General features: G+C 48.2%; 24 protein-coding genes and 1 pseudogene. 23 read left to right on the forward strand and 2 right to left on the reverse strand.

The genetic code is table 11. The features are described 5' to 3' along the window. Positions 1 to 215 precede the first annotated feature (215 nt). From AB4623_RS04930 to AB4623_RS05035, 22 genes are all read left to right on the forward strand, one after another. Positions 216 to 581, forward strand: coding sequence for a hypothetical protein (locus AB4623_RS04930; RefSeq protein ID WP_017098539.1), 366 nt, complete (start codon positions 216 to 218; stop codon positions 579 to 581). 78 nt (positions 582 to 659) lie between these two features. Next, a complete protein-coding gene (traA, locus tag AB4623_RS04935; RefSeq protein ID WP_102482413.1) occupies positions 660 to 947 on the forward strand; it encodes a type IV conjugative transfer system pilin TraA in 288 nt (95 codons plus the stop codon). A 9-nt stretch (positions 948 to 956) separates the two neighbouring features. After that, a complete protein-coding gene (gene traL, locus AB4623_RS04940; RefSeq protein WP_016800089.1) occupies positions 957 to 1,259 on the forward strand; it encodes a type IV conjugative transfer system protein TraL in 303 nt (100 codons plus the stop codon). 14 nt (positions 1,260 to 1,273) lie between these two features. Further along, positions 1,274 to 1,849: a type IV conjugative transfer system protein TraE gene (gene traE / locus AB4623_RS04945; RefSeq protein ID WP_016800090.1), complete on the forward strand. Its 576-nt coding sequence runs from the start codon at positions 1,274 to 1,276 to the stop codon at positions 1,847 to 1,849. After that, positions 1,836 to 2,621, forward strand: coding sequence for a type-F conjugative transfer system secretin TraK (traK, locus tag AB4623_RS04950; RefSeq protein WP_017096434.1), 786 nt, complete (start codon positions 1,836 to 1,838; stop codon positions 2,619 to 2,621). The genes traE and traK overlap by 14 nt, the downstream gene beginning before the upstream one ends. Further along, on the forward strand, positions 2,611 to 4,155 hold the full coding sequence (locus AB4623_RS04955) for a TrbI/VirB10 family protein (protein ID WP_305373614.1): 1,545 nt from the start codon (positions 2,611 to 2,613) through the stop codon (positions 4,153 to 4,155). Before traK ends, AB4623_RS04955 begins: the two co-directional genes overlap by 11 nt. Continuing rightward, positions 4,152 to 4,547, forward strand: a complete 396-nt coding sequence (traV, locus tag AB4623_RS04960) for a type IV conjugative transfer system lipoprotein TraV (RefSeq protein ID WP_048660713.1) — start codon at positions 4,152 to 4,154, stop codon at positions 4,545 to 4,547. The genes AB4623_RS04955 and traV overlap by 4 nt, the downstream gene beginning before the upstream one ends. Before the next feature lie 13 nt (positions 4,548 to 4,560). Continuing rightward, positions 4,561 to 4,932: a hypothetical protein gene (locus AB4623_RS04965; protein ID WP_017096872.1), complete on the forward strand. Its 372-nt coding sequence runs from the start codon at positions 4,561 to 4,563 to the stop codon at positions 4,930 to 4,932. 23 nt (positions 4,933 to 4,955) lie between these two features. Beyond that, a complete protein-coding gene (gene traC / locus AB4623_RS04970; RefSeq protein WP_102488787.1) occupies positions 4,956 to 7,505 on the forward strand; it encodes a type IV secretion system protein TraC in 2,550 nt (849 codons plus the stop codon). Beyond that, on the forward strand, positions 7,456 to 8,187 hold the full coding sequence (traW, locus tag AB4623_RS04975) for a type-F conjugative transfer system protein TraW (RefSeq protein ID WP_076647800.1): 732 nt from the start codon (positions 7,456 to 7,458) through the stop codon (positions 8,185 to 8,187). The genes traC and traW overlap by 50 nt, the downstream gene beginning before the upstream one ends. A 158-nt stretch (positions 8,188 to 8,345) precedes the next feature. Next, a complete protein-coding gene (traU, locus tag AB4623_RS04980) occupies positions 8,346 to 9,356 on the forward strand; it encodes a conjugal transfer pilus assembly protein TraU (protein WP_016800096.1) in 1,011 nt (336 codons plus the stop codon). A gap of 253 nt (positions 9,357 to 9,609) precedes the next feature. Beyond that, positions 9,610 to 10,323, forward strand: coding sequence for a type-F conjugative transfer system pilin assembly protein TrbC (gene trbC, locus AB4623_RS04985; protein WP_372145863.1), 714 nt, complete (start codon positions 9,610 to 9,612; stop codon positions 10,321 to 10,323). Positions 10,324 to 10,359: 36 nt separating this feature from the next. Further along, positions 10,360 to 12,087, forward strand: a complete 1,728-nt coding sequence (gene traN / locus AB4623_RS04990) for a type-F conjugative transfer system mating-pair stabilization protein TraN (RefSeq protein ID WP_372065179.1) — start codon at positions 10,360 to 10,362, stop codon at positions 12,085 to 12,087. A gap of 65 nt (positions 12,088 to 12,152) precedes the next feature. Further along, a complete protein-coding gene (locus AB4623_RS04995) occupies positions 12,153 to 12,335 on the forward strand; it encodes a hypothetical protein (protein ID WP_017096425.1) in 183 nt (60 codons plus the stop codon). Between the two features lie 153 nt (positions 12,336 to 12,488). Continuing rightward, positions 12,489 to 13,274: a type-F conjugative transfer system pilin assembly protein TraF gene (gene traF, locus AB4623_RS05000; RefSeq protein WP_305373625.1), complete on the forward strand. Its 786-nt coding sequence runs from the start codon at positions 12,489 to 12,491 to the stop codon at positions 13,272 to 13,274. 161 nt (positions 13,275 to 13,435) lie between these two features. After that, a complete protein-coding gene (trbB, locus tag AB4623_RS05005; RefSeq protein WP_372029375.1) occupies positions 13,436 to 13,849 on the forward strand; it encodes a type-F conjugative transfer system pilin assembly thiol-disulfide isomerase TrbB in 414 nt (137 codons plus the stop codon). Next, on the forward strand, positions 13,846 to 15,252 hold the full coding sequence (locus tag AB4623_RS05010) for a conjugal transfer protein TraH (RefSeq protein ID WP_372084058.1): 1,407 nt from the start codon (positions 13,846 to 13,848) through the stop codon (positions 15,250 to 15,252). Before trbB ends, AB4623_RS05010 begins: the two co-directional genes overlap by 4 nt. A gap of 3 nt (positions 15,253 to 15,255) precedes the next feature. Then, entirely contained in the window at positions 15,256 to 18,078 is a 2,823-nt protein-coding gene (gene traG / locus AB4623_RS05015; RefSeq protein ID WP_372145866.1) for a conjugal transfer mating-pair stabilization protein TraG, read from the forward strand. 83 nt (positions 18,079 to 18,161) lie between these two features. Further along, the gene (locus AB4623_RS05020) at positions 18,162 to 18,692 is read left to right on the forward strand and encodes a hypothetical protein (protein ID WP_371708654.1); all 531 of its coding nucleotides are present in this window, start codon (positions 18,162 to 18,164) and stop codon (positions 18,690 to 18,692) included. 414 nt (positions 18,693 to 19,106) lie between these two features. Next, the gene (locus tag AB4623_RS05025; RefSeq protein ID WP_371728680.1) at positions 19,107 to 19,520 is read left to right on the forward strand and encodes a hypothetical protein; all 414 of its coding nucleotides are present in this window, start codon (positions 19,107 to 19,109) and stop codon (positions 19,518 to 19,520) included. A 26-nt stretch (positions 19,521 to 19,546) separates the two neighbouring features. Beyond that, positions 19,547 to 19,981, forward strand: coding sequence for a DUF2513 domain-containing protein (locus AB4623_RS05030; RefSeq protein WP_372145868.1), 435 nt, complete (start codon positions 19,547 to 19,549; stop codon positions 19,979 to 19,981). A gap of 484 nt (positions 19,982 to 20,465) precedes the next feature. After that, a complete protein-coding gene (locus tag AB4623_RS05035; protein ID WP_371728679.1) occupies positions 20,466 to 20,945 on the forward strand; it encodes a hypothetical protein in 480 nt (159 codons plus the stop codon). Positions 20,946 to 21,037: 92 nt separating this feature from the next. Here the strand turns inward: AB4623_RS05035 and ltrA are convergent, their stop codons facing one another. Both ltrA and AB4623_RS05045 read right to left on the reverse strand, forming a co-directional pair. Continuing rightward, positions 21,038 to 22,384, reverse strand: coding sequence for a group II intron reverse transcriptase/maturase (ltrA, locus tag AB4623_RS05040; protein WP_371728678.1), 1,347 nt, complete (start codon positions 22,382 to 22,384; stop codon positions 21,038 to 21,040). An 870-nt stretch (positions 22,385 to 23,254) separates the two neighbouring features. Next, positions 23,255 to 23,704 (reverse strand): annotated as a pseudogene (locus AB4623_RS05045) (IS110-like element ISVisp6 family transposase); the annotation flags it as partial. A 302-nt stretch (positions 23,705 to 24,006) separates the two neighbouring features. Here AB4623_RS05045 and AB4623_RS05050 point away from each other — a divergent pair. After that, on the forward strand, positions 24,007 to 24,150 hold the full coding sequence (locus AB4623_RS05050; protein ID WP_162497971.1) for a hypothetical protein: 144 nt from the start codon (positions 24,007 to 24,009) through the stop codon (positions 24,148 to 24,150). The last annotated feature ends 17 nt before the right edge of the window (positions 24,151 to 24,167 follow it).

A 24,167-nucleotide genomic window follows, 5' to 3' on the forward strand; every position in this document is an offset into this window, starting at 1 on the left:
CTGGGGCGACGTCCAAGGCTGTTTTTCTACTCAATTAAGCACGCTGGTTGAGTGGTGAAATAGAGTTACTTGGGAATACCAGACACCACATCCTTTGGATGTGCGCATTCTACTACAAGAATGCTCAAGCCAGTTTGTAGCACGGCTCTTGAAAGAGAGCCCATCGTTTTGTTTTTTAAAAGAACAAAACAATGTCCTAACAAGGAGTGTGAACGATGCAGATTATCTACGGATATTGTCGTGAAGATGAGGCCGTGAGTTTATTAGGCCACTTTGTTGAACAAGGTGATTTTGTCAGCGTCAAAGAACTGGGAACGGTTGGGCGTGAACACATGGCGTTTGCCGCTTTGTTGCCTTTTACTGGGCACCTTGCATTTCCTTTCTGTTGGAAGGGCGTTCATTTGGTTGCGGTTCAAAAACAAGCTCAGTCAGTTAATCGTCTCACTCTCCCAACCTCAAATAATGCTTGTAAAAAACGTTATCGGAAGCTTAAGAACACCATCATTAGCGCTCAAAATTGGAAGCAACATGTGAGCCGTAATCGTGGTTTGAAGTACGCGAAATCTTCGATGTTTTCTTAAGGATGTGGGAGGGAGCCCCCTTTCCCTCCATCCTGACCATGTACTTGATAAATTTATCACTCAATAAGGATATTTATTATGAAAACACGCACCCAGCGCACCCTCCTTGTCGGGCTTGGCGTTGCTGTCTCGACACTTCTTATCACTCAGCCCGCTCTGGCTGCCGATATCTTCGCGTCAGGTAAACAAGCCATGAAAGACTCGGCGGGCAAAGGCTCTGCGGTTGAAACCGCGATGCTGGGGACTGGGCTTGCGGGGGCGGTCGTTACTGGACTGATGAGCCGTAACTGGTTTGCGGCCGTTGGCGGGTTCATTGGTGGCTCAGTCTTGTGGAATGTTGGAGCACCACTCGTCGGCTTAGGCTAAGGAGTCACAATGGAAGACCCTCATCAGTTTTTTTCTATTCCAAAACACATGAACAAAGGTCGTCGCTGGCTCGGGTTCCCAGTTGATGAACTCGTGCCTGCCCTCTGCATTTTTGGCCTCTCATTCTGGCTTAAACACGAAATGATAGGACTGACGTTATCGCTGGCTTGGTTTGGGGGATTACGTTACATCAAAGCGCAATACGGTGACAACATAGTTACCCTGTCACTTTATTGGTGGGGGGCTTCCTTTGTCCATCCCACCCTCTTTAAGCGTACCCCCTCAGCCTGTCGTCGTTACTGGATTTTCTAAGGAGACCCTTCATCATGGATCCGTTTGTTAAACGGGATAAGCTGGCCGTCAAAAGCCTCCTCAATCTTTTTTTGAGTGCAGGTTTTCTTGTCATGCTTATCACTAACCTGGTGTTGGGTTACACCAGTTATCAAGCTCTTACCCATCAAAGCCGAACCCTCGTCCCGCCCACCCTCTCTCAAGCCTTTACGGTGTCAGATGGCGCGGTCGATGAACCTTATCTTGAGCAAATGGCGGATTATCTTCTCTACCTGAAACTCAACATCACGCCGGCAAGCGTTGGACGTCAGTTTGGTCAGTTACTTGAATATTTAGACGAGACAAGCTGGTACAACGTTCAACCTAAGCTGCTTCGAGAAGCCACGGTGGTTAAAAAAGATAACATCAGCAGCCAATTTTCTGTCGAGTTGGTCCGAATTTCTCTCGACACTCTCCAAGTACAACTCTACGGGAAACTCCAAAAGCACGTAGGCCAACGCGCACTAGATCCGGAGATGAAGTGGTATCAAGTCAACTTTAGCTATGACCAAGGCGTCATAGGTTTACTCTCCATTGAAGAAGTCGAGGTCAACACCGATGAATCTTTATGAGCAATCATTCACCCCATCGCAGCAATGGCACCCTTATTTTTTATCCATCGCGCTTTGGGTGGTCTTTTTCATCCCCTCTTTTGCCCTGGCTGAAAATGCCGCCATGGTGAGCTATGAGTTTGACGAAGGCGACACGATCCCCTTGTCACTCTCTTCCATTAACGTGAACCGTTTACTGGTCAACAATGACCGTATTATTTCGATCGTCTGCCCGAAAGGGTTTTGCACCTCAACGGGCAACCAAAAAGACGCTTCCGGCTCCATCACCTTAAAAATTAACCTTCCCTTACCGTTTACCGCGCACCTGACGACAGAGAAAGGGCGATTGTTTGCGCTGTTTATTACCCCCAAAGCTACACCATCTTTGGTCACGGAGTTTGTTTGGTCGCAAAATTACAAAGAGCAGCAAAGCCCGATTGAGCAGGCGGCGGATTATCCCGCCGCCATGACAGCGCTCACCAAAGCCATGATACGTTTTGTCCATGATGGCGCTCCCATTGCTGGTTTTAAACGTCACGACGTTGATCCCAAAACCTTACCCAAAGATGAAGCGTCACTGGCCATCATCCCTCAAACGGTCTTCGTGGGCCGTCATTATTCTGGGGTGGTTTATCAGCTCAAAAATCAAAGCCGCAGTGACATGGCGCTGACCACCGCGCAGTTCTACAGCTATTCCGCACGCTCAGCCGCGCTCGATGCCTATCAATTAAAACCTGGGCAAACTACCACGCTCTATCTCATTACTGGAGGAGGCGCCACCCATGCTCGATAAACAAAAAGACGCCTTGGGCCGTTTTAAGAAACGCGTCTTCAAAGACACCGACGGGGACTTTGAAGACGGCGGCACGATCAATGCCGTGACAAGAAAGCGCAATCGCACCATTACGCTCACGGTATTGCTGATATTGACCGCCCTGGCTTTTGTTGTTTGGCGGTTAACACTGTCTCCCCAAGCGCCAAGCAAGGGCATTCAAGATGTCGGATTTGGCGCTGTCGTCACCGATGATTTTACCGACAAAGACAACCAGTCCGCCCTGACGTTTCAACAAGACAAAATCAACCAAATAGAACAAAGCTTAGCGCGGTTTGAAGGCACATTAAGTCGCTTTGGACAAAGCTTAACCTCTGAGTTAGAGAACATTAAAAAGGCCAATGAGCGCGATACAAAATCGCAACTGACAGAGCTTGAGCAGCAGATGCAACAAAAGCTCGATGAAGTTGACGCGCTCAAGGCGCAGCTTGAGACGCAATTAGCCTCACCCCTCAAGGCAGGCGATCCTTCGACTCAACACGGCATCGAGACCAACCAAGGAGACACCTTTGGCCAATACAAACTGCCCCCAAGACCGGCCATTAATAGCAACATGGATAACGCCAAGGTGAATGAGTTCCAGTACCAAGAGCAAGATGATGTGGCCTTTAGTGGTGATGCCTTTGATAGCTTTGAATTTCACTGGCAAGCCAGTGTCGAGGAGAAACAATCCCGTCGCACGACCGATAACTACGTGCCAACCGGCACCTTTGTGACCGCCGTAATTACCGGCGGCGCTGATGCTAATGGGGGCGTCTCTGGACAAGGGGATACCTCACCGATTGTCTTTCAGACAGTCAATCAGGGGGTCTTACCCAACGGTCAGGCCTCTAAATTGAAGGATTGCACGATCACCGGCGCCGTCTACGGTGAGATCTCATCCAGCCGCGGCGTCGCTCGCACCAGTAGAATGAGCTGCATACAACCCAATGGCGATATTCTCGATATCCCCGTCAATGCGACCGTGTTTAACTTTGGTCGCAATGGTATTCGCGGTACCACCATTTTGAAAAACGGTAAGATCGTTCAAATGGCCGGCATTGCGGGGATCTTGCAAGGCGTAGGGGATGCAGGTAAAGCGCTGGCACAAACCACGACACCGACGGCGCTCGGCCCAAGTCAAAGCATCAACAGCGATAAAATTGGCTTGAATCTGCTTGGCGGCGCCACGGAGAACGTTGGCAGCAAATTGGCGGACTACTACATCAAACTGGCCGAACTCTATCATCCGATAGTGGAAGTCAATCCTGGTGCCATCGTCAATATTGTCTTTTTGGAAGGCTTTCCATTAGATCCATTGCTGGCCGATGAATACGAAACGCGCATGAATGAGCAGCGTGAGCAAGTCTCCAACAGCAATCAGCTCTTGGATGTCATCACCAACGCCTCCTCTTTTCCACCAACCACTCAAACCGCCCCCATCAACCCATTAGCGCAAAAAATCACCCAACAAGGGTTAAGCCGCGTGGGCTTTGGGCGTGAGGAATCACCATGAATAGGCACGCTTTGTTTTCACTATCGATACTCTTAGGTCTGACCGGTTGTAGCGCGGGCTTTGAGAGCGAATACAGTTGCGATCAGGTCGGCGGCGTTTCAGGTTGCGTCACCATGAGCGAAGTTCGAGACAACGTATACGGTTATACCGGAGGCAGTGGTAACGCCACGGTCTCTTCTCAAGCGCGTCTCGCCCCACCTTCCGCCTTTACCTTACTGCCAAGGCGCAATCGAGAGGGGGAGCCAGAGCGAAGCCAAGAAGACGTTAAAAAACTCACCGTCTTCCCTTTCATCGACAAAGACAATCACTACATCGATACGATGGATGTTTACTTTGTCTTAGACGATAGCCGTTGGTCTGGGCGCCCTGCGCGCGCGATTTGGAAAGATTGATTAGGAAAAAATAATGAAACGAACCTTAAAAATCATTGTTATCACGGGCGCGATATTATGGGGCGCATTACTGAGCAGCGCCTTGGCACAAGTGGCGCAGTTTATCACCTCGCACGATGACGCCAGAGATCACGTTGTGGCGCGCTACATCGAGTCTCAGCCCTCTCTAGATAAGGGGGCGCTCCATCAAGCGGTCCAAGATTGTGCCGTGCACCCTAACATTAAAATCGAAAAAGAGATCGCTTCAGAGACGCGCCTTTCTCCACTCAAACTCAGCCTATACGAATGCTTACAAAAAAAAGGGCATCGTGAGCTTGCTCACCGCCTTCAACTCAGTGATGAAGCAATGCAAAGTGTCAGTTGGCCATTGTCTTTGTTTTGGTAAAAAATAGAAAAAGGGGTCCCCCCATGTTTTCCACCTCACGCAGTGGCTTATCCGCCTTATTTCAAGAGGCCAAGCAAGCCCAAAACCACCTTCACCATGAACTGCCGTATCGAGATTACGATCCCATTGAGCGGGTGTTCGACAATACCCACTCTCGCGGTTTTGGCTTTAAAATCAGTGTCCTTGGGGGCGCTAACGACGATTTAATTCAGTCGTTAAGCCACCTCATGGGGGATTTGCCTGCAGGAGATAAATGGGACTATCAAGTGCAGCTGTTTGGTCACAACCGAGTGGCGCACTATCTCGAAGGAAACCAAGCTCTACTCAGTCAGCGAGGCGGTATCTGCCAGAAGCTGGCTAACGATGACGCCATTTACGCCCACTACGCCGCGCAGCACGGTTTTTTACACCGACAAAAAAACAATCGCTTTGATTTGCGCGATTACGACGCGTTCTTTTTTGTCTCCACCACGGAAAAAGACCCACAAGAGCTGCTTGATGCGCGAATGACTCTAGAGACAGGACTGGCGCAGCTTGGTTTTGATTTACTGCCCGTCACGCCTGAGATGTTGCTGACCGATGTGAGTGATATCTTAAACTTTGATAAACGACAAGACCGGCCAAAGGAAAAAGGCTACAACCCGTTAGAGCCTTTGAACCTGCAAGCCCTCTCTCCCGATACCGAAGCGTTAACGCATCGTGGCCATATCGCCACCCGTCATACCAATGACCAAGGGGAGGAGGTGCGCACACGGCTGGTCAATTTGGGACTTTCTCGTCTGCCTGGGGATTATCGCTTGTACGCCTTACCTGAGGCCTTTTCTTCTCTTCGCAACGTTTCTCGTAATATCACTTGCCCTCACCGCGTCACGTTGAGCTTTCGTAATGAGCCAACCGGTAAGCAAAATGCGGATAACGATAATAAGATAAAAGACTTAACCAAGACGGTGAACAGCCAAATGGCGCTGCTGGCTCCAACAGCGGAAGATGAGCTCAAAGAGCGAAAAGCCCTACAAAAAGGTCTGTTGTCTAAAGAGTTTACCATTGCGTCTATGGTACTCACGGTCTCCCTGTTTACCGATAAGACCCACCAGAAAAAAGACACCCAAGCGGCGAAGGAGTCATTCAGCCATGCTGGCCTTGATATCATTCCCCTGAAAATGAATCAGCCACAAGCGCTGCTTTCAACGTTGCCTTTTATGATGAGCGAAGGGTTGTGGGGCGATTGTAAAAAAGCCGGCCGAGTTCGCACGTTAAAAAGCTCTAATCTGGTGAACCTCTTCCCTCTCATCATGGATTTTTGTCAGTTAAAAGGCGGCGTATTGCTGCCCACGATGCGCCAGCAAATTTCTTTCTTTAACCCTTTCACCTGTGGCAGTGATAACCAAAATATCGCTCTGACCGGAGGCTCAGGCGCAGGGAAAAGCTTTCTGGTTCAAGAGATTGCCGAAACGGTTTACGCCATGGGCGGTAAAGTGTGGATCCTCGATAAAGGGGCCAGCTATAAAAAATTGACGCTCAGCCTTGGGGGGACGTACATGACGCACGCCAACATCTTCTTAAATCCCTTCACGCATTTAGGCGCCATGCAAAGTGCTGAGTTTGAGTTTGTGGATGATGACGGTAGACCGGTCGACCCCATGATGGAAGCGCTCGATAATATCACGGCGTTGTTTGCCACCATCGCGTCACCCTACGTCCCACTGACGGCGTTTCAACAAAGCGTCTTAGGCGATGCGATAGTGACGGCATGGGAGCGTAAAGGTAATCAAGCCTTGGTGGATGATGTCAGAGACGCCTTGATTGAGATTGCTGGAGAAGAAAGCGACCGACGCATCAAAGACATTGCGGTGCAACTGAAAAAGTTCTGCACCGACGGCATGTACAAAGATGTGTTCAACAAGCCCTCCATGCTCGACCCCAGTGTGGAAATCACCACGCTGGAGCTGGATGGGTTTCCGCCTGCTGTGCTCAGACCCGTGATTTTTGCGTTGATGGTGTCGATTAACCAGCAGATGTACCTGGCTGGCTCTCGCTCTACCCCAAAGCTGTGCATCATTGAAGAAGCCTGGAGCCTCCTCTCTGGGGCAAACGAGCAAGCGAGGGAGTTCATCAACACCGGTTATCGCACCGCCCGTAAGTTCGGCGGCGCTTTTTGTACAGTGACTCAAGGGATTGAAGACTTCTTTAGCAACGAGGAAGCCAAAGCCTGCTACAACAACTCCGATATCCACATCATTCTTCGTCAAGGGGAAGGGTTTGATGAGTATCTGATCCAAAACCCGGATGCCTTCTCACCGTTTGAGCAGCGCCTCATTAAAAGTTTCGCTCCGTCTGCCGAAGCGGGATACAGCAGTGCGCGCATCAAAGCGGGTGGCCATGTCACCTATCACCGCTTTTTCGCCTCTCCGGTGAAACGCGCCATGTTCTCAACCGAGCCTAAGGAGTTTGAGTATTGTGAAAATCTTTATAAACAAGGCCACTCACTGGAGCGCGCCATTGAGCAAACCTCCAGGCACTTTTATGGCAAAGACATTGACGCCTTTAATCAAGCCATTGGGGCGAGCGCTTAAATCCCCCCTTTTTCTTTTGGTCGCTGGACTGGCAACGACAAATGCCGCTGGAAAGAACTTGGGCCAAGTGGCCCCTATCTTCCCCATCGGTGAGATTGACATGCTGGAGTGGATTGACCAAAGACTGAAAGGGTTTGAGGCCAGTGGTCAATTAGCGGACATGCAAAACGAGTTCACGGAGCGCGCCAAGCAAAGCATTGAAAACCCACCGCCCGTTGCAGGCTTAACCACCACGATCAACCCCCGCACCTTTTACGTTGACCCAAGCATCACCCTCCCGAAAGACATTATCGCCCCCACTACAGGAGCCGTGATTGCCAAAGCGGGCACCAGAGTGAACCCCTTTGAACCCCGCACTTGGCCAAAGGTCGACGGTCAAAACGTTCTACCACGATTTGAGTTAAGTAAGGTGCTGGTCTTTTTTGATGCCAGAGACGCGCAGCAACGAAGGTTCGCTAGCGAGTATCAAAACGCCAAGCCAATCAAGTGGGTACTGACAGGAGGCAGCCCGAATAAAATGGCGACCTTATTGGACGCAAGAATGTATTTTGCGCAGCAAGGCCACTTAACCCAATCGCTTAACATTACTCACGTCCCAGCGATTGCCTACCAAGAAGGCACGCGCTGGCGCATCGATGAGGTGAACGTATCGGGTTTGCACCCCTTGGCGATAGAGCAATAACAATGACATCGCATTGGAAGTGCGCACCTCCCTTGATTATGCTTCCAGTATGACGCTTTTTTTTTCTTAACCAAGCTCGCTTTTGGCGGCGATTATGGGGCGAAGCCTCTTGTCGAGACAAAAGGAGTACCACGCTCGGCGTGGAAAAAGGACACCCCATGACACAACGACACTTTCGTTTACTGTTGTGCTGCCTATTGGTTTTTATTGCCCCATCAACCCTAGCAGCCAGTGCGGCGTGTAAAAGCCGTTTTATTAACCCCATGACCGATATTTGTTGGGATTGCTTGTTTCCGATGACGATAGGCTCAGCCACCGTCATGCCCTCTAAGTACCCCGATACGCCCAATCCCACACTGCCTATCTCTTATTGCCCTAAACCGCCGCCTATCTTTGTGCAAATAGGCATCAACATTGGCTATTGGGAGCCTTATGCCTTAACCGATATCACGCGCGTCCCTTACTGTATGGTGAACATGGGCGTGCAAATGTCCGGCGCTAACACTCAGCGTATCGGTGGGCGCGTGACCGCCCGTGAGAGTGACAGCAGTGACGGAGGCTTTTATCACGCCCATTGGTATAAGTACCCCGTTATTTATTGGCTGCAACTGATGCAATCCACCGCCTGCATGGCCACGGACGTTTTTGATGTGGCCTACATGACGGAAATTGACCCACTTTGGGACGACGATGAGTTATCCCTCATTCTCAATCCCGAAGCGTTACTGTTTGGTAACTTGGTTGCGCAGCTTGCTTGCGTGCCCGAAGCCCTGTTGACCTCCACTAACGCTGCCTTACCTATTGATGCTTTATTTTGGTGTTTAGGCTCACAGGGCAGTGCCTATCCGCTCACCGGCACCACCAACTATCGAGACACGCCCATCCAGGCGGCGACACTCTTGATGGAAAAGCTGAACTACAAACTGCACCGGCAAGGAATCATCTGGGAGACGCGCGGCGAAGATGGCGCGATTTGTTATCAATATCCCGATCCTATTTTGCCAAAATCTCGTTATCGGTATCAAATGTCGGGGCCTATTCCCGATGCCGCCTGGTGTCACCCGTACACCACGACAACCACACTCTGGGAAGCCGGCCATGACAACCCGGTGACAGGGGATAACTTTGGTTTTGTACAATGGCGAAAGCGCAACTGTGTCTTTTTATAAGGTGACGCGATGATGCCCATTCTTCCCCACAAAAATGAAACGGACCTATTTATTGCCAGTCACCCTGACTCCCTTACCGATTTTTTAAAAACAGAGATCGCCAACAACAAGCACATTTACTGCTGTTTCCCGCTCTCGCAGTTTTGCTTCTCGTTTTGTCGCGATCTCAATGCTCGTAAGGTGCTGTCAATCAGCTTCCAAAACGCTCACACCCTCTACCCACCCTTTCAGCGGCCATAATGAAGAGGTTACTATGACCATTCCATCTTTTGAGAGCACCTTTAGGCGCTCTCTTGTTTTTCTGTGTTTTTTTATTGCGTTACCCACCCAGGCTTACACTGAGCAAGAGCTCAAAGCTTTTGCCAAGCTTGAGCAAAAAATGACTCAACAACCGGAGGCGGCGAAGACGTGGCCTACGGACGACATACAAAATAAAGCCCAGGCTTATCGAGAAGAAGCGCTGACTCTCAGCCGCAATGTTCAAGATTTGATAAAAGAGGAGAGCCTGTCCCCCTTATTGGGGCGACAAAAGCCCACGCGCAACCCTGACCAAGCCCCAAAAGGGGTAATGGTGTTTGTGTCACTCACCATGCCCAAGACCGCGCTCAAGCAGCTTCTGATGCAAAGTGAGCACTTAGGCGTGCCACTGGTGATACGCGGTGTCTTACCTGAAGGTTTTCCGGCCACGGCCAAGCGGATCGAGGCCTTGATACGCTCCCCCAATAAGGCGCCCATTCAAAGCGGCTTTTCCATCAGCCCTGATTGGTTTAAGCAATTTGATATTCATCGCGTACCGGCCTTTGTTTCGGTCAAACAAAACCGTTGCTTACCTAAGCAGCCTTGCAAAGCCAGTGACTACGACATCCTTTACGGCAACATTTCACTTTACCAAGCTCTGGATTACCTCGCGGCCGGGGATGCGCAGCAAAACATTCACCCACTGTTGCGCACGCTCTATGCCCAATAACCCTCTCTCACCCCAATTTTTGATGAGGTGCTCTATATGCGCATTGACCTCTGGGCTGCGCTCACGCTCAGTTTTTTATCTACTCTCGCTCTTGCCAGCGAACAACACACCTTTACCGAGAGCGCCAATTGGGCGAAGCAAACGGCAAGCCAAGCTCTCACGCCTCATGCGCTTCCGCTCAATGTCGATGACTATTGCAAAGACGCCACGTGTCGACAAGAGATCCGCAGTCCAAAAGAGTCAAGACTGTCAGACGGTGATATCAATGCACAAAAAGGGACAGAGTTTGTGACCAATGGATTGGCTCAAGACATCAACGCGAACTTCAATAAAGGTCGACCCGATGTTAAAGACGACCCGGCGATGCGCTTTGCCTTACTTGGCCAAGAGAATGCTTTTGAAATCACTCATGGTATCTCAAATGCCTATGTGGATTGTGAGAGCGGCTCCCAATGCGTCATCGATAACATCACAAAACAATGTCACCGACCGACTCACAACCCGGTCCCGTGTGACAAAGTCCCTGTCGCCTCCGTGGTCACCAGCAAGGTGATCTACCGTTGTCCATCCGGCTGGACAAAACAAGGGATTGATTGCCAACGCCCCTTCCCACAATGCCGATACAATAATAAACATTATGTGAGGCAAACGGGAGGTGATGGCATTTTCTCATCGTCAGGAACCACGTATTTATGGGGCGGGAAGCAAGTCTCTCCCAACCAAGGCTACACGCTTGGCGAGTTAAAACAGACCGATCACGTTAATTGGCAAGCGAGCGAACACTGGGATAAACGCTACGAGATTTGTCGACCCACCACACAAACGAAAAAAGCCACGCTAAGCTGCTCAAACGGGTTCACCTTATCCGGCGGGAACTGCATCAAGAACACCATGACCTGGCGAACACAATGCCGCCTGATGAATTCGTGCAATGTCACTCATCAGCAATGCATTGAAGGTCGAGCCACCCGCACCATTAATGGTATTCCCACCACGCTCAATTGTTGGAAATATCGGATAGACCATCATTGTGACCGCCCTAATACCTGCGCAAACCTCCCGAAAGACTGTACGACTCAAACTCAACATTGCCGCCTTAAGCAAAATGGGGTGTGCATCGAGCAAGAGGTCACAAAGCGTTGTGTTGAGAAGACATGCCGAGCCACTGATCTGCAATGTGGGGAGCACTCCTTCTGTCTTGACGGGGAGTGTTACGAGGAGGCGCCCAAATTGAATAACAATTTTGATAAGTCCGTTGCGGCACTGGCAGGGCTTGCCGAAGCCGTGAAAGACATCGGCGACCCACCCAAAATATTCACGGGAAAGCCGATGAAGTGCAGTAAGAAACTCGCGGGCTTCAACGATTGTTGTAAAGACTCAGGATGGGGGCAAGGATTGGGAGCGAAATGCAGCGAAGCGGAAGAAGCGCTGGGGGAAGCCAAAGAGAAAGGCTTAACCCTGTACGTGGGGCAATACTGCGCCAAGAAAGTGCTGGGTGTCTGCACCCGTAAAAAGCGCAGTTACTGCGTTTACGACAACAAGCTGGCCAAAATCATCCAAGAGCAAGGGTCTCTTCAGCAACTGGGTAAACGGTTAGGCAGTGCTAAAAATCCCACCTGCGCCGCCATTACGCCCGAAGAACTGGGTCAAATCAATTTTGAACACATTGATTTTAAAGAGTTCTACCCGGAAATGCGTGCCAACACCAAGCTCCCCAACTTTGATGAAATCAAGCAACGACTTCAAAGTGCCACGGGCGGATAACAGGCGGCTCTATACCAACGGCACACCATGACATACACACCTCAATGCTCAAGAAGGACATCGTTATGCTTATCAAACCCCTTCAAAATTTTTTACTCAACACCTTGACGCTTTTACGCCTCATTCCAAGTGATGTGATACACATCAAACAGCTAGACCACTATCCCGACATCACGAAAAGGCTGGATGAATATCGAGAGCTGATAGAAAACATTGAGAAACAGACTCACTACTTTAGTAGTGAGTAAGGTATGTGGTCGAAACACCACGCTTTGCTGCACGATAAATACCTTCAGTACTTACTCACGCTGCGCAATCCATCACCACAGCAGATGCGCCACTTACGCGAAAGACCCAAGTGTGTAACCTCTTAATCGCTTTGCCGCACTTAACCAAGGCCTATGATGATGAAAAAAACATGGCTTTACGTCATTACCCTAACGCTGCTTGCTCACCTCCATCCCGCTCTTGCTCAGGAACCTCCTCCAGGGTGGCGATGGTACAACGAACCAAAAGCAAGGCCCGACAAACCCAAACCAAAGCCACTGCCAAATAACACTCAAACGACTGTCTCAAGCCCTAAAACGTTATCGGCGACCGAACAAATGGCCTGGTTTCACTCGGTGCATATCGAAGCGCAAAACGATGCCGTCCTTCACCCTAAAGATAAAGACAAGTTAGCGAGATTTTTAGCGTTGAATCATTTTATCACGGACCAAACCGACCAATTAGGCATGACCTTTAAAGCGCTGCTGCTCGAAAGACCTGAGTTCTCTTACACCAAAGACCATCCGACAGAGCAAGCGGCAAGACAAGTGTATTTAGCACTGGAGGATAAGAAGAAAACCGACGCGGTTGAAAAGATGAAACAAGACGGATGGGGCTTTTTCTTTGTTTATGAAGGAAAAGATACGCTAAGCCAGCAACTCGCCCCGTCCATTCAAGCGTTTGCTGACCAATACCATTTTGAGCTCCTTGGGATCAGTAATGATGAAACCTTCATCACTCACCTCAAAGAAAACCGCCACAACCAAGGAAAAGTCACGGTGCCTTTTACGCCCGCCTTGATTTTGGTGCATCCAAGCACTGGAGAGATGAAGCCACTGGCGTACGGCTGGATAAGCCAAAATGATTTAATTGGGCGCTTTTACAACGTCGCCACCGACTTTGAGCAATCGAATTTTTAAAGCCACTCAACCCATGTAAAAACGCCATAAACAGAACCAGTATGGCCAATAAACCCAACCTTAAATCAACGTCTAATACGACATCCCCCGACTTCGTCCATGCCGCTCTCTTAAAGGATGTTCACTTTCTTTTATTTCTTCCTAAAACGTAAGGAGGCGCTATGCCATTTCTTCGTACCCTTGTGCTTGCTTTTTTGATTCATGCCGCCAGCGCACACGCTGCCATGCAAAACCAATATGCCCTAGTGTTCTTTTTTGAAAGCACCTGCCCGTACTGCCATAAGACCGCCCCTAAAATCACTCGTCTTGGCGAGCGATTTCAATTGCCGGTTTACGCCTTCTCTGTTGATGGGCCGGGCCTTCCAGGGTTTGAGGTCCCTATTCCTGTCACACCAGAGATAGGCAAGACCTTTTTCCCAGGCCAGGGAAAAACGGTCATGCCTGCGACCTTCTTAATGAACGTGAACAGCCGTAAGTTCTCACGTCTGAGCATTGGAGACGTACCAGAAAGCACGCTTGCCAAAAGCATTCAGAACGCCCTTAACGATCCGCGAGTGCAGGAGGCTCTCCAATGAAGCGCTCACTTTTCCACCACTTGTCCACCGTTGCGGTGAATAAGCGAGTTATTCCTTTATTTCTCATCAGCTTATCAGGCGTAAGTCACGCCGACACCAACCACTCGCTGGCCCGCTTTTTTGATAACTCAGGGTACAACGCCAACGTCTCAACCCCGACGGCTTACCAAGGGCAATCGGCCAACTACTACACCGGTGGCAGTTTGTTTGTGCGTAATCAAATTGTCGATGCACAGTTGGTCAGCGTCACTGTCCCCTCCATCAGTACCGGGTGCACTGGCATTGATATGTTTATGGGGGGATTTTCACACATCAGCTCAGACCAACTGGTGAAACTGGGCAAAGCCATTATTCATAATGCCCCTCCTTTTATTGTCAACTTAGCCCTGCAAACCTGGGCACCGCAGCTCAAGCAAAATCTGGACAATCTCCAAGCCATTGCCGACAAATATCTCAATCAATCGGTGAACTCTTGTGAAGCCGCGCAAGCGTCCATCGGTGGACTGGCCGCCTTTGCCGCTCCTGCTACCAAAAAGCATGTCTGCGCGACGCTTGGTACACAAAACAACGCCTTCTCAGATTGGGTTCAAGGGCAGCAGGAATGTGGCGCAGGAGGCAAAGCAGCGGGTCAGCTAAAGGACGCCAAAAAGGATCCAGCCCTGAAAGACATGACCCAAACCAATCACAACGTGGTCTGGTCTGCGATCATGAATAACGCTTTTTTGTCCTCCGACAAAAATCTAGCGCAATTCATGATGAGTTTGTCAGGCTCTTACGTGTACGACAAAGACGGCAATCCGCGTTATTACCCTAGCCTTTTGACCGACAACAACAACCTCGTCAACGTGCTGCTCGAAGGGGGCAAGGCTGACGTTTATCAGTGTCGCAAAACAGGCCCAGATGCGTGCATTACCATTACCAAGCGCAATAACTTATCCATAAGTCAAACTAACGGCATACAAAACCAGATACGCAAACAACTGGAATCGATACTGCAAAAGATAGCCACCGACCAAAGACTCACGCGTCAACAAGAGGGTTTTCTGGAGCTGATTCAAACGCCGGTACTCAAGTTCTTTATTGACGACTTATCCGCCAATCAAACCCCCGATACCAGCAACTACTCGCGAATGATAGCGGTGGAGCTGCTTAATCAGTACCTCGTGAGCATGTTAAATGTTGCCCGCCAATCCTTGGCCAACACCAACAACAGCCAGGATGACATCGCCCTCATCACTCGTGATATCGATAACGCCAAACGCTTTACCGCGGGGCTGGCCGAGAACGCCATTGAGGCGCTCAACAACCGCAATCAACTGATTGACTCGCAAAGAAAGACCACGCAGCAAAGCACAAAAGAAATCAGCACGACCACCAAACCTACCTCGGCTTATGGGAACTGACCTATGATACTCGAATATTACACTTACACTTCCGGCGAAGTGGTCAACAAAGCCTTTAATGCGCTGGCCACTTTTTTTAGAACCAATACCTTTGGGGATTACTTACAGATGTGCATGATGCTGGGGCTTATCACCAGTTTGTTTATCTTCATGCTGTCACGTAACCCCAAAGACCTCATCAAATGGATGGTGGTGTTCTTTGCCGTACCCCTGTTTCTTATCAACATGAAAGCCGACATGCTCATCATTGATAAGACGCAACCGGGTAAGGCTTACAAGGTGGATAATGTCCCTTACCTCGTGGCCGTGCCTACTTACTTTTTCTCTTCTATCATGGTGGGGATGGCCGAAGGTGTGGAAGGCATTTTCACCACCTCCGACGATGAGCGTTATGGTCGTACTGGGATGTTGTTTGGCTCGGAGCTGTATCAGCTCTCAAGACAATCCAGGATTAATGAGCTGGCGCTGCAAAAACTCTGGCGAGACTACTTTCATAACTGCATGATTGGGGATGTGAGAATCAATGGGAAATACACCTGGGATGAACTCTTTACCGCCCCTGATATTTTTGCCTTTTTAGACGGCGTTAGGCAAAGCCCGTTGCGCGCCCTTTATCTTGATGAAGGCGGCGGCCGAAGCACCTACAAGCGATGTGAAGAAGCTTACCCTATCATCAAGCAGCGCTTTGATGATGCCGCCAATAAAAACATGAGCTTGTTAGCGCATCAATTGCTTGGCAAAGACGCGGACCGTTATAAGCCGCAAGTGGTGCAGTCACTCACCCGCAGCTACGACAAATTTTTTAGAATGAGTACCAGCGCGTCCAGCACCATCAAACAAAACATGCTGATGAACGAGCTACGCTACAACCTTGATAGCCTTGACCCAACGCAAGCTGCGCTCAATTACGCTTATACCACCAATAAACTGCAAACCACCTCAATGTGGGCGTCATTAGGTTTGATGGCAAGAGAATACTTGCCGATGCTCCATACCATGATGTTTATGTTGTTCGCGTGCCTAGGCTTCTTTGTTGCAGGTGCCGCGGTCATTCCTGGCTTGACCATGATGGTGTTAAAAAACTATTTTGGGACGTTTGCCTTTTTGGCCACCTGGCCAGCCTTGTTTGCCATCATCAACGGCTTTCAGCTTTGGGGATTGGAATCTCTGTCTACGGATGTCTCGGGTAAGTTCGGAGGGCTCGTCCTCTCCAACGCGAACGCCGCCGATGAGCTTCACAGCCGCTTCGCCTGGATCACGGGTATATTGATGATAGGCGTCCCTATGATAGCCAAAGGCATTTTAAAAGGCGGTCAAGAAGTCATGTCGAGCATGAACTACCAGCTCTCGAGCATGATTAACTCGACCAATGCCAGAGCGAGCGCTGCAGCGTCCACGGGTAATCTGGATTTTGGCAGTATGCAGATTGACAACCACAGCATGAACAACACCCATGCCAATAAGTTTGATACCAATACCCTCGCCAACCAAGGTCACAGCTACACCCAAAACCCAGACGGCTCGGTGACCACACAACACGGAGATGGGCGCACCACCTACGACAGCTCACAAACCACCAGTCGCGGTAACATCAGCGCCAACACGCAAAGTATGCTGCAAGAGAGTGTGGCGAATGCCCGCAGCCAAACGCAGCAAAACCTTGAACAAACCAGTACCCAGCTGGGTCAAACCATCCAAGGGGGTGCCGCGCTGAGCGATCGCTGGCATGACAGCGTGGGTAAAAATCTGGCTTACGGTGAAGGCAGCACCAGTGGCTTTAATACTCAAGTCAGCCAAGGTATGAATGACATGCAAACGGCGGTTGACAGCGTGATTCAACAAACGGGTTGGACGAAAGACCAATCAAAAGCTTACCTGCAAAGTGTCTATGGCGGCTTCGAGGGTGGCCTAGGAACAGGTAAAGGAACAGGCAAAGGGGCATCGCCCTTCAATTTAGGGGTCAGTGGTGGTGTGAAATGGTCTGATGATGAACGTACGGCTTACAGCAATATGAATGCCGAGCAAAAGCAGCAGCTTGAGCAAGCCACGCAGCAATACACCGAAGGGGCCAATGCCGTGACCAGTGCCGGCACGCAGGTGGACAATAAAGACACCCGAACGTCGGTTGAGCAGTTTGCGCATGATTTTGCAATTAATGCCAGCAACACCAAGTCTCTTGGTGCTAGCGTGATGCAAAGCCAATCGGACTTGAACGCCCTCTCGAATACTCAAACGCGCCTAGACTCTGGCAGTGCCAGCTTTACGGCCAACGCGATTCAAGGCTTCCAGAATTACTTGGAGAACACAGTTCCGCACAAACCAGACGTCCAACGCCTAATGACCGCTTACCAACCGGAAGATATTGCCGAGGCGAAAGAGCAATGGCAATACTACACACGCACTGAAGAGTTCACCACCATGGCGGGACTCGATGGTGACACGGCGAAGATTGTGGCAACAATGGAGAAAGCGCATGAAACCACCACCCCAACCCAACAACCAGAACTGACACCCGAGCAAAACAACACGATGGAGAAAGGATGGGCTAGTACCGTCGATACCGTGGCACACACCCGCACCGAGATGCTGCATACCAAGGGAACGGGCGGACTCTTTAATCAAGCGCGCTTTGATGGGGTTACCGATGATGTAAAACTTCAACAAGAGGAAGCGCAGAAACCCATCATCAAACCTGAGCCGATGATTGAACTGACAGTCAAGTCGCAGGTAGAAAAGGAGATCACTAGACCCGAAAGGACGGAATACGTCACCTCCGACCAAGCCTATCCTGCGGTGCCAAGATACACACAAAACTCGAAAGAATAATACTTAACTAGGTGCATAAAAAAGAACTTTATGCACCGCCTAAATACTGGTATTATGATCAGGTATCTAAAGGAGGAATGACCATGAAAACAGTCTTACCATTACTGCTGCTTACTTGTGCGAGCGTGCAAGCTCAACCCCACTCTCCCGAGCTCACTCAACTGCTGAGCGAGATACATGAGCAATATGACACAGCAACGTTAGCTATGCCTAAAAGAGCAATGGCAGACATCACCAAACTGCCCTACTTCTTGCAGCACATTGACGAGACGGACACCCTGGAATCAAAAATTCTGAAAGCTCATCTGCGAGCACTACAAGAAGCATATTTCGGCAATGCTACCCGCCAACAAGAGCTAGGAGGTAATAACTGGTTCTGTATGCGTGATTTGATGGCACTCGATCCGAATCGCCACCCTGAATTTCTTGAAGATATGATCTGGACAGTGCTTGAAAAGACGGCGAAGAATAATCCTGAAAGGTTTACTCGATATAATTATTCATCTTCATTTGCAATGTCAACTTCGGTTATTTTTGAATATGGTCTGCAAACTGAATACCCTTGTTACAGCCCTATTCCAAAAGCCTTGCAATTTCAAGGCTGGAAATATTAATCTCGGCATAGGATATCCATCGAGAGTGAATGTAATTTCAGGTATAAGGCCAGTACGAGAGAGTAGGAACGGGTTAAATGTTTTTATTCTAGACTAGGTATTCATTGGCCGCTGCTTGGGCACAAAAACGTTCCTTTAACCCCTTATATAGCCCAAGAAAGTATTACGTTCCTGTTTCCATGAATAGCAAGCAATAAAGTATCCTCTTAAAATGGCAGCGATCGCATCGGTACGCTGCTATTCGTTCTAATGAATCATTAGAGTAGTAGCTCTAGCTCATTTCTGCCCCATTGTTTGCTAGCCCAAGATTTAGGACACACTTCTTTTGCCATCAGTTGACCTACTTTTACTAATAGCGGACTATGTAGTTAGTTTGGTATGGAGTGTTATAACTCTCGGGAGAAACTTACAATAATGAAGAAATATGACGGCTATATTTGGTTGAGTTCTGGTTTTTCTGCGGCATCTTTCACCTACTTTATGGCTATTTTGAGCGGAAATGTTGATGTTTCCAAATCGTTTCTTCTTGAATTATCGACGTTTTCCTTTGCTGTGAGCCTAAGTTTGAATAGTGTTATTGCTTTTATCGCATTCAATAACAAACTAGCTGGTAAAGGTACTGCGTTGGATTCTGAATATGTCGGCGTTCAACGATTTCATACGTGGAGCCTTTTATCTTTTATCGTTGCAGTCTTAGCTTTAGTTGCAAACTTTTCATTTTTGGCTGCTCTAGCTATGTTTGCGGCAGCATTTTATGTTGCCTATCAATACTCTATTGAAGAAGCTGGTATCCGTGAAAAATTTGGGGACTCCTTGAGGAAGTTATAACAATACTTTATAAAACAAGAGGTAATATGCAGATAAAACTGGAATATATGTCAACGTTGTGTTCTTTTTTTCTTGAATCCGACACAGCAATGGTGGAGCTAGAAGAGTTTGATTTGGCTGGCATAGAAGTTGGTTTTCCAATGCTAGATGAAAGTTTTTTGTTTCATATTCAACTCATGCTAGACAGTCGCCTCATAAGTGACGTCAACGGAGACAATTTGGGTTTAGCCACAATTGGTATCTTGCTCAATGGTGACGGCAGTTATCGTTCACAAAACAAGAAGTTCCGCCTTACTCAAAAAGGTCATGACTTTTCTAAATCGCTAACTAATAAAGAGATACTTAATAAACTAGCGACGGAGCTTAAGGATGCACCGTTCAAGTCAATTTTTGACGGTGGGCAGAAACTATTAGAGTACTACGCAAAGAAAAAATTAGATCTGTTGCTAGCAGCGGAATAACAAAAGATAATTATGTAAATAGGTTGATTTTAGCACACTTTTTATCTGTAAGATTTCAAGTTACTTTCCTAATCTGACACAAGTTATTGAGAGCTATACACCTAAACGATTTCTGCCCAAAAGTGAACCAGAGAGGGATTGAACTCAGTTTGAAACCCTGCAACTTTTCCTCATGCCTAGAGTTCCAACAATGTAGCTAAATGTTCTAATCCACAACAGACTAACCTTCAATCGCACTTACGCACGAATATGTTGTTCAACTATTTCTAAACTATTGAATAATAGAGAACTAAAGGGAAGTTTTTGATTGATAACATGCCTTGAATTGGAAGCAATATGTGCTTGCACGGTTTTCAACTAGAAATTAGATTCAACCTAAATTATATGCATAATTTTCAGTTGGTTAGATGGGGTTGTTGAGATATGCTGAATGCATAAATTCGTGCTGGCACGATATTAAAATGTTATGTTTAAGGAAATAGAATTGAAAAAAACTTATCAAGAAAGATTTATGGAGCACTTTCCTTTTGATGCTGACATGACTCTACAAATATTAAAAGGGCATTTACTCATAGAGGAGCACATTCGAGAAATAGTCAAATTACAATTGCCTCATTCTTCCGCCTTAAATGGCAATGATGGCGCGTCTTATGATTGTCATCAAATGATATGCTTAGCTGAAGCTATAACTCCTGAGAGCGATAAAACTCCGTGGGTATGGAAGGCTTTAAAAAAATTAAATAAATTACGAAATTATCTTGCACACAAACTAGGTGACTCTGCTGTGCTTTCTCATAAAATTGATGATCTAATAAAATATGTAAGGAAGAATGACTTAACGTATCAACATTTTGAAAAAAAATGGAGTGAAGATAAATTGGATAGCCGTGTTGCCCTTTGTATTATGAGTGTAAATATAAAATTGGAATCATTAAAAAAGAGCATTACTGTATGTGAGAGTTAAACATAATCGGGTAGCCGGAGGTATTTACCCTCCAGCCCCCACACCACCCTGCATGCGGATCCGCACAGGGCGGTTCATTCAGAACGCCTAACTTATATCTTCTGGTTTGGATATTGAACAGCGATCCATCCGTCTTTCAGTGAAAATAATCCCGCTTTCCTAAGGTAATCATTACTCAGTGCTTGCTGTATCCCAGGTGTTTTCGAACTTCGCCACGGCCCTTTGCTTGTGATACCACAACCAACGGCAGTTTGGATCCAGACTCCGCGTTTAAGTAAGTTTTGCACCTTTGTCCGTGGTTTACGCCACTGACGCCAGTAGCACATACGTACTTGTCGACGTATCCACTGGTCTAAATCGACACACGCTTGATAAGCGTTAGCGATGCCAAAGTAATTAATCCAGCCTTGCAGGTATTGCCGTAGTTTAAATAATTGATAACTCATACTGACACCCCAGTTTCGGTTTTTGAGTCGCCTTATCTTTTGTTTCAAAATACGTACCGTTTTAGCGTGCCACTGGATCTTACCTCGGGAAAAGGTGAAACCAAGGAACTTGCTTTGAGCTACCTTAACCACTTGGCTTTTCTGTTCATTAACAACCAGTTTTAACGTCGTGGCGAGGTAGTGAGTAATGCTCTTTAGCACGCGGACTCCCGCTCGTTGAGACCTCACCAGAATAATGAAGTCGTCCGCGTAGCGGGCGAATTGATGCCCTCTGTTTTCCAGCTCTTTATCCAGACTATCCAACATAATGTTTGATAGTAATGGCGAGAGTGGACCACCTTGAGGCACACCTTCCGAGCTTGCTTCAAATTGGTCGTTGACCATCACACCGGCACGGAGGTATTTACCAATAAGCGCCAGTAGACGCTTATCCTGTATCTTTTCCTTCAGTTGAGTCATCAAGAGATCATGATTAACTCGGTCAAAGAATTTAGACAGGTCAACATCGACAGCAAATGTTCGTTTCTGTTTAATGGTATCCCGTACTTTCAGTACCGCTTGTTTGGCATTTCTATTCGGCCTAAAGCCAAAGCTGTTAGTCGAAAAGAAGGGGTCAAACAGGGGGGTGAGTATTTGAGCAATGGCTTGCTGTATCACTCGATCAATAACGGTAGGGATCCCCAATTTGCGTTTACCGCCATCGGGTTTATCAATCTCTACACGTCTGACCGCTGAGGGTTTATATTCACCGTGCTCTAATTGAGATTTACATTGCTGCCAGCCCCCTTGTTGTAGCCAAAGCGGGAAGGCGTCGATGGTCATGCCATCGATACCTGCCGCACCTTTGTTGGCTTTAACTTGACGCCATGCTTGCTGTAAATTTTCAGATCGGAGCAATTGAGTGAATAGATCGCTGTTGAAGGATGGTTGCCTATCATTACGCTGTTGATAGTAATCGCCTGTCGGCGTAGTGGGTATCGACAAGTTTGACAAGACTCCTCCTTCTTCTAAATGTTCAGGCCTTCACCTTGTCCCAACCATTACGATGGGCGTTTGGCTACTATGCCGTCTGCTGACTTCTGCTTAATCACTTAACGAGTTACCTCGTAAAGCGCTATCGTTGTTCATCGGTTTCGCTCGCGTGAGTTGATGATGCTCACGCGCCAGGCCTGTTGAACCAGAGGCCAAGCTGGTTAGGTTAACAATCGCTTGTTAAGCAGATCTCCCCAGATAAGGACATGGACTTTCACTGCACAACTGCATCATTTACGGTGGTCATTAAATCACTTGGCTTCGTCGTCTTGTGCCAACTCGCCTCTGACCTACGCCTAGTATGATGTTCTTGTTCATCAGCTCGCAGTTTTGCTCGCGGCTTCCTTCAGACCATTCCTCGCGGAAAAGCCCTTGCCATTCGCTAGTAGTTAACATTTAATATCAACAAGTTGATGATTAAATGGTGATTTTCCTACAGAGGACTCTCACCTCATTAGTTCATACCCATGCTGGGCGTACACAAACCGTTCAAGCTGATTCGCAAACGCGTGCCATTTTCGCTTCGCTCCAATTTTGGCACACGTTCACTCACAGCTTAACGGGGCTACATGGATTCCCCCGGTTGTCAAACATCCGCTAAACTTATGTTGATGGGTTTTGGACTGCCGCTCTACATTCGGCCTACTTATCGACGATTCGTATACGTCGTGGCCCTGATGACTTGCGCGACTGCGGTGCCTTATTCGTTAAATGACATCTAGTGTGTCCGCCGCATTAACAGGCTCTCCGCAAGTGGTCTTAACCTATCTCCATCATTAGCGTCTGCAATGACCCGGTGGGTTTAACTCTTTATGCTGCTTAAGTTTTTACTTAAGCAGCATAGTTTTCATATTCTGTTTGATTGTGTAAAAGCGACCATATAATTCGTGCGTTCTTCGCGGCAAGTGCCACTATCGCTCGGTTCATTCCTCTTCGTTCTAGAACGCCTCGACACCACTGACTTAGCTTATCTTGCTTGTCGCCAAGGTTGGCAATCACGGTCCTTGCTCCGTGAACTAATAGTGTTCGTAAGTATTTATCGCCGTGTTTGGTTATCCGACCTAAGCGTGGCTTTCCTCCCGTCGAATATTGTTTTGGTACGAGTCCTAGCCAAGCAGAGAAATCACGGCTTTTATCAAATTGAGAACCGTTGCCTATCGAAGCAAGTATCGCAGTAGCGGTTTGCGGTCCAATACCTCGAACTTTCATCACTCGTTGAACATTAGCGCTGACCTTAGCAAAAGAGTCGAAGACTTGTTCAGTATCGGCGATACGTTGATTCTGATCTGCACCATCAATACTGGACGATACGTTAAGCGACTTTCCATACCTTTAGTTATCTATAAATTGCTAATTTAGGGGAAGCTGTAGCTCATTTCTGTCCGTGCGACCTGAGGTCGTATGAAGCGTTGTTCACCGCTTAACGAGTGAACCATCTGTATCACCAGATGAACCTACGAGCCTGAATAAAGCAGCGGCTCGGACAATGTAACGAAACTTGGCCGTTGGGCTGAGTGGGAAAAGAATCGTGAGAGGACGTTCCTCCTGAAAACCACAATTCGGGTAAGTGCTAGGTAGTCAGTATGATGAACGTATGTGAATCCATTCAAGGTGCGTTATATGATGAAGCAGCGGAAGTGGTTAATACGCTGTGGCCAAAAGGCAATGAGAGTTGGAAAGAGGTTGGACAGTACTTTTTCGTGGTCGCCGTACTCTCCGCACTATAGTGGGCATCTTATGTGGA

Origin of the sequence: Vibrio sp. 10N.222.52.C12 (assembly GCF_041474215.1) — a bacterium.
GTDB lineage: Bacteria > Pseudomonadota > Gammaproteobacteria > Enterobacterales > Vibrionaceae > Vibrio > Vibrio crassostreae_C.

Excerpts from the sequence above, each read along its gene's own strand:
- AB4623_RS04930 (WP_017098539.1), top strand. The coding sequence starts at position 216 with ATGCAGATTATCTACGGATATTGTCGTGAAGATGAGGCCGTGAGTTTA.
- traA (WP_102482413.1), top strand. The coding sequence starts at position 660 with ATGAAAACACGCACCCAGCGCACCCTCCTTGTCGGGCTTGGCGTTGCT.
- traL (WP_016800089.1), top strand. The coding sequence starts at position 957 with ATGGAAGACCCTCATCAGTTTTTTTCTATTCCAAAACACATGAACAAA.
- traE (WP_016800090.1), top strand. The coding sequence starts at position 1,274 with ATGGATCCGTTTGTTAAACGGGATAAGCTGGCCGTCAAAAGCCTCCTC.
- traK (WP_017096434.1), top strand. The coding sequence starts at position 1,836 with ATGAATCTTTATGAGCAATCATTCACCCCATCGCAGCAATGGCACCCT.
- AB4623_RS04955 (WP_305373614.1), top strand. The coding sequence starts at position 2,611 with ATGCTCGATAAACAAAAAGACGCCTTGGGCCGTTTTAAGAAACGCGTC.
- traV (WP_048660713.1), top strand. The coding sequence starts at position 4,152 with ATGAATAGGCACGCTTTGTTTTCACTATCGATACTCTTAGGTCTGACC.
- AB4623_RS04965 (WP_017096872.1), top strand. The coding sequence starts at position 4,561 with ATGAAACGAACCTTAAAAATCATTGTTATCACGGGCGCGATATTATGG.
- traC (WP_102488787.1), top strand. The coding sequence starts at position 4,956 with ATGTTTTCCACCTCACGCAGTGGCTTATCCGCCTTATTTCAAGAGGCC.
- traW (WP_076647800.1), top strand. The coding sequence starts at position 7,456 with ATGGCAAAGACATTGACGCCTTTAATCAAGCCATTGGGGCGAGCGCTT.
- traU (WP_016800096.1), top strand. The coding sequence starts at position 8,346 with ATGACACAACGACACTTTCGTTTACTGTTGTGCTGCCTATTGGTTTTT.
- trbC (WP_372145863.1), top strand. The coding sequence starts at position 9,610 with ATGACCATTCCATCTTTTGAGAGCACCTTTAGGCGCTCTCTTGTTTTT.
- traN (WP_372065179.1), top strand. The coding sequence starts at position 10,360 with ATGCGCATTGACCTCTGGGCTGCGCTCACGCTCAGTTTTTTATCTACT.
- AB4623_RS04995 (WP_017096425.1), top strand. The coding sequence starts at position 12,153 with ATGCTTATCAAACCCCTTCAAAATTTTTTACTCAACACCTTGACGCTT.
- traF (WP_305373625.1), top strand. The coding sequence starts at position 12,489 with ATGATGATGAAAAAAACATGGCTTTACGTCATTACCCTAACGCTGCTT.
- trbB (WP_372029375.1), top strand. The coding sequence starts at position 13,436 with ATGCCATTTCTTCGTACCCTTGTGCTTGCTTTTTTGATTCATGCCGCC.
- AB4623_RS05010 (WP_372084058.1), top strand. The coding sequence starts at position 13,846 with ATGAAGCGCTCACTTTTCCACCACTTGTCCACCGTTGCGGTGAATAAG.
- traG (WP_372145866.1), top strand. The coding sequence starts at position 15,256 with ATGATACTCGAATATTACACTTACACTTCCGGCGAAGTGGTCAACAAA.
- AB4623_RS05020 (WP_371708654.1), top strand. The coding sequence starts at position 18,162 with ATGAAAACAGTCTTACCATTACTGCTGCTTACTTGTGCGAGCGTGCAA.
- AB4623_RS05025 (WP_371728680.1), top strand. The coding sequence starts at position 19,107 with ATGAAGAAATATGACGGCTATATTTGGTTGAGTTCTGGTTTTTCTGCG.
- AB4623_RS05030 (WP_372145868.1), top strand. The coding sequence starts at position 19,547 with ATGCAGATAAAACTGGAATATATGTCAACGTTGTGTTCTTTTTTTCTT.
- AB4623_RS05050 (WP_162497971.1), top strand. The coding sequence starts at position 24,007 with ATGATGAACGTATGTGAATCCATTCAAGGTGCGTTATATGATGAAGCA.